This window comes from Bradyrhizobium sp. SUTN9-2 (assembly GCF_003122645.1).
Taxonomy (GTDB): domain Bacteria; phylum Pseudomonadota; class Alphaproteobacteria; order Rhizobiales; family Xanthobacteraceae; genus Bradyrhizobium; species Bradyrhizobium yuanmingense.
This window is the reverse complement of the sequence record NZ_LAXE01000001.1, coordinates 342,825-350,891: the sequence shown is the minus strand read 5'-3', so window position 1 is coordinate 350,891 and position 8,067 is coordinate 342,825. Positions and strand designations below refer to the sequence as shown.

The 8,067-nt window shown below is 65.6% G+C and carries 8 protein-coding genes; 5 read left to right on the top strand and 3 right to left on the bottom strand.

What is annotated here, in order from left to right:
- The first annotated feature begins 187 nt into the window (after nucleotides 1–187).
- The gene (gene recQ, locus XF30_RS01685) at nucleotides 188–2,053 is read left to right on the top strand and encodes a DNA helicase RecQ (RefSeq protein ID WP_109141756.1); all 1,866 of its coding nucleotides are present in this window, start codon (nucleotides 188–190) and stop codon (nucleotides 2,051–2,053) included.
- Nucleotides 2,054–2,254: 201 nt separating this feature from the next.
- Here recQ and XF30_RS01680 read toward each other — a convergent pair whose 3' ends face one another.
- Nucleotides 2,255–3,271, bottom strand: coding sequence for a 1-aminocyclopropane-1-carboxylate deaminase (locus tag XF30_RS01680; protein ID WP_109141755.1), 1,017 nt, complete (start codon nucleotides 3,269–3,271; stop codon nucleotides 2,255–2,257).
- A 159-nt stretch (nucleotides 3,272–3,430) separates the two neighbouring features.
- Here XF30_RS01680 and XF30_RS01675 point away from each other — a divergent pair, with 159 nt between their 5' ends.
- The 3 genes from XF30_RS01675 to XF30_RS01665 all read left to right on the top strand — a co-directional run bounded on the left by XF30_RS01675 (nucleotide 3,431) and on the right by XF30_RS01665 (nucleotide 5,772).
- The gene (locus XF30_RS01675; protein ID WP_057030169.1) at nucleotides 3,431–3,895 is read left to right on the top strand and encodes an Lrp/AsnC family transcriptional regulator; all 465 of its coding nucleotides are present in this window, start codon (nucleotides 3,431–3,433) and stop codon (nucleotides 3,893–3,895) included.
- A 44-nt stretch (nucleotides 3,896–3,939) separates the two neighbouring features.
- On the top strand, nucleotides 3,940–5,103 hold the full coding sequence (locus XF30_RS01670; protein ID WP_109141754.1) for a PLP-dependent cysteine synthase family protein: 1,164 nt from the start codon (nucleotides 3,940–3,942) through the stop codon (nucleotides 5,101–5,103).
- Nucleotides 5,104–5,211: 108 nt separating this feature from the next.
- Nucleotides 5,212–5,772, top strand: a complete 561-nt coding sequence (locus tag XF30_RS01665; RefSeq protein ID WP_192893006.1) for a carboxymuconolactone decarboxylase family protein — start codon at nucleotides 5,212–5,214, stop codon at nucleotides 5,770–5,772.
- Here XF30_RS01665 and XF30_RS01660 read toward each other — a convergent pair.
- Nucleotides 5,769–6,641, bottom strand: a complete 873-nt coding sequence (locus tag XF30_RS01660) for a hypothetical protein (RefSeq protein WP_192893376.1) — start codon at nucleotides 6,639–6,641, stop codon at nucleotides 5,769–5,771. The genes XF30_RS01665 and XF30_RS01660 overlap by 4 nt on opposite strands.
- 210 nt (nucleotides 6,642–6,851) lie before the next feature.
- On the opposite strand from XF30_RS01660, the gene XF30_RS01655 reads away from it, so the two are divergent.
- On the top strand, nucleotides 6,852–7,100 hold the full coding sequence (locus XF30_RS01655; RefSeq protein WP_036026186.1) for a hypothetical protein: 249 nt from the start codon (nucleotides 6,852–6,854) through the stop codon (nucleotides 7,098–7,100).
- 9 nt (nucleotides 7,101–7,109) lie between these two features.
- On the opposite strand, the gene XF30_RS01650 is transcribed toward XF30_RS01655, so the two are convergent.
- Entirely contained in the window at nucleotides 7,110–8,045 is a 936-nt protein-coding gene (locus XF30_RS01650; RefSeq protein WP_109141752.1) for an alpha/beta hydrolase, read from the bottom strand.
- Nucleotides 8,046–8,067: the final 22 nt, after the last annotated feature.

The following is an 8,067-nucleotide window of genomic DNA, read 5'->3' as shown; positions in this document are numbered from 1 at the left end:
GGGTATGTCTCCACAAGCTCATATCTGCGTTCGCGGATAGAACCCCTCACCCACCTCGCTTCGCGAGGCACCCTCTCCCACAGGGGGAGAGGGAAGAGTCGTGCCTCGCCTCCAAACAGTCTTGCCACGGCCACACCAGCATGCGACTGGCCTTGTGACGAATCCCACGGCCTGATCTGCTCCGCCCATGTCCGCTCCCTCCAACGCCCCACTGCCTGCGCCGGCCAACGGCGGCGATGCGCTGTCGGTGCTGCATTCGGTGTTCGGCCTGCCGGGATTTCGCGGCGCCCAGGGCGAGATCGTCCGCCACGTCACGGACGGCGGCAATTGCCTGGTCTTGATGCCGACCGGCGGCGGCAAGTCGCTCTGCTATCAGCTTCCATCCTTGCTGCGCGAAGGCTGCGGCATCGTGGTTTCGCCGTTGATCGCCCTGATGCGCGACCAGGTCGCCGGCCTGATCGAGGCCGGTGTCAATGCCGCCGCGCTGAACTCGTCGCTGACGCCGCAGGAGGCGTCCGACATCGAGCGCCGCCTGCTCGCCGGCGATCTCGACCTGCTCTATGTCGCGCCGGAACGGCTGGTCACGCCGCGCTGCCTGTCGCTGCTGGCGCAGGCGAAGGTAGCGCTGTTCGCGATCGACGAGGCGCATTGCGTCTCGCAATGGGGCCACGATTTCCGGCCCGAATATGTCGGCCTTTCCGTCATCGCCGAGCGCTTTCCCGACGTGCCGCGGATCGCGCTGACCGCGACCGCCGACGAGCTGACGCGCAAGGAGATCGTCGAGCGGCTTCAGCTGACGGGCGCGCCGCAGTTCGTCTCCAGCTTCGACCGGCCCAACATCCGCTATGAGATCGTCGACAAGCGCAATGCGGTGTCGCAGCTGAAAGAATTCATCCGGGAGCGCCACATGGGCGATGCCGGCGTGGTCTATTGCCTGTCGCGCAACCGCGTCGAGGAGGTCGCCGCCGCGCTTGCCGAGGCCGGCATTGCGGCGCTGCCCTACCACGCCGGGCTCGACGGGGCGGTGCGCTCGCGCAACCAGGATCGCTTCCTCAACGAGGACGGCATCGTCATCGTCGCGACCATCGCCTTCGGCATGGGCATCGACAAGCCCGACGTGCGCTTCGTCGCCCATCTCGACCTGCCCAAGAGCATCGAGGCCTATTACCAGGAGACCGGACGCGCCGGCCGTGACGGCAAGCCGTCGGCGGCGTGGATGACCTACGGCCTCTCCGACATCGTGCAGCAGCGCCGCATGATCGACGAATCGGCCGGATCGGAGGATTTCAAGCGGGTCTCGATCGGCAAGCTCGATGCGCTGGTCGGCCTCGCCGAGACGCCCCATTGCCGACGCCGGCGCCTGCTCGCCTATTTCGGCGAGATCGTGATGGGCGAGAGCTGCGGCAATTGCGACAATTGCCTGACGCCGCCGAAGATGCGCGACGGCAAGGTGCTGGCGCAGAAGCTGCTGTCCTGCGTCCATCGCACCGGGCAGCGTTTCGGCGCCATGCATTTGATCGACGTGCTGGTCGGACGCCTGACCGAGAAGGTCACACAGTTCGGTCACGACAAGCTGTCGGTGTTCGGCATTGGCCGCGAGCTCAACGAGAAGCAGTGGCGCACGGTGCTGCGGCAATTGGTGGCGACGGGCCATTTGCGCAGCGACAGCGAAGCCTACGGCGCGCTCAAGCTGACGGAGTCTTCGCGCGGCGTGCTGCGCGGCGAGACCGAGGTCTGGCTGCGCGAGGAGGCGCCCGGCACGCGGGTTCGCGCCAGCCGGGCCACGTCACGCCGCGGTGACCTCGCGCCCGCGGCGAGCGCGCCGCAAGGCGACGTCGATCCCGAATTGCGCGCGCGCCTGCGCGCCTGGCGGTCAGAGGTCGCGCGCGAACGCGGCGTGCCGGCCTATGTGGTGTTGCACGATGCCACCATCGACGGCATCGTCCGGGCCTGGCCGACCACGCTGGACGAGCTGCGCAACGTGCCGGGGATCGGCGACAAGAAGCTCGAGCACTACGGCGACGAGCTGCTGCAGATCGTGAGGACGAGGTAGGGCGAGCCAAAAACTCCCCTGTCATCCCGGACAAGCGAAGCGCAGATCCGGGATCCATAACCACAGGCCGGTGTGATGACGGCAGGCTGGCAACTGCCAGTCCTCGCAAAACGATTGCTGCGGCGTATGGGTCCCGGGCTCGCGACTTCGTCGCGCCCCGGGACGACAGCAGTGTATGACGCGCGAGCGCTACGCTCTCACTCACCCATTCCTGAACGCATACGCATATCCGTTCAGCGCCGGCGCGCCGCCGAGATGGGCGTAGAGGATCTTCGCGCCCTCCTCGAAATAGCCCTTCTGGGCGAGATCGATCAGGCCCTGCATCGACTTGCCCTCATAGACGGGGTCGGTGATCATGCCTTCGAGGCGCGCGGTGAGGCGGATCGCCTCCTTGGTCTCCTCCGATGGCACACCATAGGCGGGATAGGCGTAGTCCTCGATCAGCACGACGTCGTCAGTGACGAGGTCCTTGCCGAGCTCGACGAGCTTTGCCGTGTTCTGCGCGATTTCGAGCACCTGGGCCTTGGTCTGGGCGGGCGTGAAGGAGGCATCGATGCCGATCACCTTTCGCGCACGGCCGTCCGCCGCAAACCCGACCAGCATGCCGGCATGGGTGGAGCCGGTGACGGTGCAGACGACGATGTAGTCGAACTTGAAGCCGAGCTCGGCTTCCTGCTTGCGCACCTCCTCGGCAAAGCCGACATAGCCGAGGCCGCCGAACTTATGCACGGAGGCACCGGCGGGAATGGCGTAAGGCTTGCCGCCCGCCGCCTTCACTTCCTCGATCGCCTGCTCCCAGCTCTTGCGGATGCCGATATCGAAGCCGTCGTCGACCAGGCGCACGTCGGCGCCCATGATGCGCGAGAGCATGATGTTGCCGACGCGGTCATACACCGCGTCCTCGTGCGGCACCCAGGCTTCCTGCACCAGGCGGCATTTCATGCCGAGCTTGGCCGCGACCGCCGCGATCATGCGGGTGTGGTTCGATTGCACGCCGCCGATTGAGACCAGCGTATCGGCATTGGAGGCGATCGCATCGGGGATAATGTATTCGAGCTTGCGCAGCTTGTTGCCGCCATAGGCGAGGCCGGAATTGCAGTCCTCGCGCTTGGCATAGACCTCGACTTGGCCGCCGAGATGTTTCGACAAGCGCTCCAGCTTCTCGATGGGCGTCGGGCCGAAGGTCAAAGGATAGCGCGGAAATTTGTCCAGCTTCATGGGTCAATCCCGATTGGCGTTGGTGTTGGCGGCTCCCTAGCATCGCGTCGGGAAAATGTGCTCTCGAATATTGCGGCCATGTTGCGCAATTTCTTGCGAAAGTTGCGGCGATAGCTAATATTCCTTCCAGAACAGCATTTTCTTACGGAAGTTTCTTTCATGGCTGCCCGGCTCGACCGCACCGACCTCAAGATATTGAGATTGCTTCAGAATAACGGTCGGCTCAGCAACGCCGAGCTGGCCGAAACGGTCGCGATCAGCCCCGCCACCTGCCATCGTCGCACCCAGCGCCTGTTCGAGGACGGCTTCATCGCCAATGTCCGCGCCATGGTCGCGCCGAAGAAGGTGGCAAAGGGCACGCTGGTGATGGTCGGGGTCGTGCTCGACCGCTCGACGCCGGAAAGCTTTGCCACCTTCGAGCAGGCCGTTGCAAAGCTGAAATTCGTGCTCGACTGCCACCTCGTCGCCGGCGATTTCGATTACTTCCTCAAGATCCGCGTCGGCGACATGGAGGATTTCAATCGCATCCACGGCGAGCAGCTGATCGCGCTCCCCGGCGTGCGCCAGACCCGGACCTTCTTCGTGATGAAGGAAGTCGTCGACAACGCGCCACTGGAATTTTAGGCGCAGCTATTGATGCGCTATCCGCATCATGAGAGATTCGCCCGATGCAGACATTCCCCTTCCGCCAGCACAATCCGGCCGGGCCGGCCTATCGGCGCGGCTGGGTCGACGAGGCCGTGGCCGCGATCGAGGCCGACCAGTGCCGCACCGCCGACACGCATCTGATCCGGCTGATCGTGCCGGCGCTATCGGGCATCGACATCTATCTGAAGGATGAGTCCACGCATCCGACCGGCAGCCTAAAGCATCGCCTCGCGCGCTCGCTGTTCCTCTATGCGCTCTGCAACGGCCACATCCGCGAAGGCACGCCCGTGGTCGAGGCCTCGTCGGGATCGACCGCGGTGTCGGAGGCCTATTTCGCTGAGATGATCGGCGTGCCCTTCTACGCCGTGATGCCGCGCACGACCTCGGCGGAGAAGATCGCCGCGATCGAGCATTATGGCGGCAATTGCCATTTGATCGACGACGGCCGCGCGCTCTATGCGGAAGCCGCGGCACTCGCCGCCCGGCTGGACGGCCACTACATGGATCAGTTCACCTTTGCCGAGCGGGCCACCGACTGGCGCGGCAACAACAACATCGCCGAGTCCATCTTCACGCAGTTGCAGGGCGAGCCGCGGCCGATTCCGGACTGGATCGTGATGGGCGCCGGCACCGGCGGCACGTCGGCCACCATCGGACGTTATCTGCGGTATCGGCAATATCCGACCCGGCTGTGCGTCGCCGATGTCGAGCATTCCGCGTTCTTCGATTGCTTCCGCACGCTGGACCGCTCCCGTGTTTGCGACCGCCCGTCGCTGATCGAGGGCGTCGGTCGCCCCCGCTGCGAGCCGTCCTTCGTGCCCGGCGTGGTCGATCGCATGATGAAGATCCCGGATGCGGCAACGGTCGCGGCGATGAACGTGCTGTCGCGACGGCTGCGCCGTGCGGTCGGCGGCTCCACCGGCACCAACTTCCTGGCGCTGTGCCGGCTCGCCTCGGAGATGCGCCAGGCGAGCGTCACGGGATCGTTGGTGACGCTGATCTGCGATTCCGGCGAGCGCTACCGGCAGACCTATTACGAGCCCGCTTGGCTCGCCGCGCGCGGCCTCGATCCGGCGCCGTTCGAGGCGGCGCTGTCGTCGTTCCTCGCCACAGGTGAGCCACTGGCGCTGGACGTCGACGACGTGGTCAATCCTCAAAGCCTGCAAAACCCCACGGCGTCATAGCGAGATCTGCCTGGCATTTGCGAAATCGCACGGTCGTCACGGCAACTTCACTTGCCTTGCGCAGGCATGCAGGTGACGGTTGCGTCTTCTCAACGAGGAGACCCTACCGTGCGCCTTCCCATTCTCGATCCGAAAGAGCTAACCGACGAACAGAAGCCGCTCTATGACGACATGCGGGCAGGCATGAAGGACCACTTCAAGGGTTTTGTGAACATGCGCGAGGACGGCGCGCTGCTCGGGCCCTGGAATCCCTGGATCCGCGAGCCGCGCTTCGGCAAGCCGGTGTGGGAGCTGGTCAAGGCGATTGCGTCGAACCCGCTGCTGCCCGCGGCCGTACGCGAGGTCGCGATCCTCGTCACCGGCTCGCATTTCCGCTCCGGTTACGAGCTCTACGCTCATGTGCTGGTGGCCGAGCAGCGTGGCCTCTCCGACGAGAAGCTCGCGACCATCGTTGCCGGCCAGCGGCCGGTGGACCTCACCAGGCAGGAAGCCATCGCCTACGACATGGCTTCGGCACTGGTCAGCGGCGGCGTGCTGCCGGAGCTGACCTGGCGTGCGGCGGTGAAGGAATTCGGCGAGCACGGCGCGGCCGAGTTGTCCTATCTCGTCGGCGTCTACTGCATGGTCTCGGTCACGCTCAACACCTTCGACGTGCCGGTGCCTGACTAGTTGCGCACGGCGTAGAGCGGTGTGCGCAACGTGACCTGATAGGACGGCTTCGGCATCCAGGCGATCTGCGCGGTAATGCCGAAAAGTCGGTTGTCGTTGTCGTCCATGCGATCGAGGTCGAGCCGCAGGACCGGCTGGGTGAAGGATTCCGCGAGCGTCCGGCCCGCGAGCAGCGCGCCGCCGAACGACTGCATGCCGAGGCGCCCGGTGAACTTCCAGTTGCTCGGCCATTGATAGTAGCCGCCGGCATAGAGGATCGTGTTCGGCCGGATCGTGGCGAACGGGCTGGCGATGGTGACGGTGGTGTATTGCAGGCCGGCGAGCCAGCCCCGTGTCTCGTCCTCGTCGACCGCGTAGTCGAATTCCACGATGTTGTTGAAGGAATTCGTCATGCCCTGCTCGTTGGGCACCGACTGCGTCAGGGTCGATTGCAGCGTGATGGTCGGGATCTTCCCGCCATTCTGCTGGTAGAGATCGGCCTGCACGCCGATGTTCCAGCTCGTGATGTCGAAGGACGACCAGCCGCCGCCGATATCCGTCGTCGTGCCGGATACGCCGCCGTAGAGCGAAACGCGGTCGCTGACGTCGACGGTCAGCGGCAGGTCGATCGCAATCGATTTCGCGGCCGGCAGTCCATTCGGCAGTGACGTGCCTCGTTGCGCCGCCAGGGCTTGGAATGCGGCCGACAGCGAGGTGTTGCCGAAGCCGAGCGCGAGCGTGCCAGCGGGGATCGTCGCATAGATGGTGCGGAGATCGAGATAGATGTTCGGGACCGCCGGCTTTGCGGGCTCGTCCTCCTCATCGTCGGCGGCGAGGGCACCGCCTGCCGGGACCGCCAGACACAGCAGTCCCGCCGCGGCAGCGCGCAACGCACGACGGGATTGGCTGCGAAGAGTCACGTGACGATCCGACGCGTGGCGATTTGAGGGTGGAACCGTTGTTAGATGGAACGTGATGGCGCGCTTGGTCAAGCGCTATCCGCAAGCGATGGACGGCGCGGATGTGCGCGGTTACCCTGGCGTGATCGCACTGACACACTCGCCCGCCACAGTGCAGGCCGAAGAATGGAGGAGACAGCCATGAACACGTCACGCCGCATCCTGCTCACCGGTCTGGCGGGGCTTGCCGTTACTCCCGGTGCTGCGGTGGCTGCTGCACCCACAGCCGAGCCCGGCAAGGCGACGGTTGCGGAGGAACGTTTCGCGCGCACGATTGCGGCGGCGCATGCGCCCGACAGCACCTGCGCATGGCAGGCGGAGCATTATGCGGAAGCGCACTGGCCGGAATATGTCGCGGCGGCGCGCGCGGTGATCGGCGCGCGCGTATGATTGACGCTGTCAGGTCTTCACCGCGCGCCGCACCTGTTCGCCGATTTGCGACAGCACGAGCTGTGCCTGCGGCAGGATTGCGCCCATGGCGTGGAAGTTGTGAACCATGCCATCGTGGCAGACATGCTCGACCGCGACCCCCGCGGCGAGCAGCTTGCGGGCATAGGCATTGCCCTCGTCACGCATCGGGTCGTACTCAGCGGTGTGGATGATCGCGGTCGGCAGGCCCGTGAGGCGCGTCGCGCGCAACGGAGAGACGCGGGGATCGGCAGGATCGATGCCATCGGGCAGATAATCGGAAAGATCGGCTTCGATCGTGACGCGATCGATCAGATGGCCCTCGGCAAAGGCCTCGCGCGAAGGCGAGGTCTCCTCGAAATCCAGCACCGGGCAGATCAGGCACTGCGCGGCGATGGAGAGGCCGGCGGTCTGCGCCGCCTCCTGGCACACGATGGCTGCGAGTGTGGCGCCGGCGGAATCGCCGCCGATCACCAGGCGATTGGCGTCGATGCCGAGCGATGCGGCCTCGCGCGCCACCCATTCGGTGGCGGCGATCGCATCTTCGACCGCAGCGGGGAATCGGTGCTCCGGCGCGAGCCGGTAGTCGACCGACACGAGGCGGCAGCCGGTGGCATGCGCCAACGCGGCCGCGATGCGCTCGTGCGTCGCAATGCTGCCGGCGACGAGCCCGCCGCCATGAAAGAACACGAAGCCCGGTGCGGGCGCTTCAGTGTCTGCCGGCGTGTAGAGGCGATAGGGCAGCTTGCCGCCGGGACCGGGCAGCTTGCCGTCGGATATCGTCACATCCGGCGCCTCGGCCCGGGCGAACTGCATCAGCTTTGCCAGCGATTGCCGCCGCACCTCCACACTCGGCCGGCTCCGCGCCTGCGGCGCAGCCGCAGCCATCATGGTCAACAAACGCTTTGCGAGCGGATCCAGCGGCATGGATTCTTCCTTCTCCCCTTGT

What these genes read in the sequence shown, in the direction of transcription:
- XF30_RS01670 (WP_109141754.1), top strand. Translation starts at nt 3,940, where the DNA reads ATGCAGACATTCCCCTTCCGCCAGCACAATCCGGCCGGGCCGGCCTAT.
- recQ (WP_109141756.1), top strand. Translation starts at nt 188, where the DNA reads ATGTCCGCTCCCTCCAACGCCCCACTGCCTGCGCCGGCCAACGGCGGC.
- XF30_RS01675 (WP_057030169.1), top strand. Translation starts at nt 3,431, where the DNA reads ATGGCTGCCCGGCTCGACCGCACCGACCTCAAGATATTGAGATTGCTT.
- XF30_RS01650 (WP_109141752.1), bottom strand. Translation starts at nt 8,045, where the DNA reads ATGCCGCTGGATCCGCTCGCAAAGCGTTTGTTGACCATGATGGCTGCG.
- XF30_RS01680 (WP_109141755.1), bottom strand. Translation starts at nt 3,271, where the DNA reads ATGAAGCTGGACAAATTTCCGCGCTATCCTTTGACCTTCGGCCCGACG.
- XF30_RS01655 (WP_036026186.1), top strand. Translation starts at nt 6,852, where the DNA reads ATGAACACGTCACGCCGCATCCTGCTCACCGGTCTGGCGGGGCTTGCC.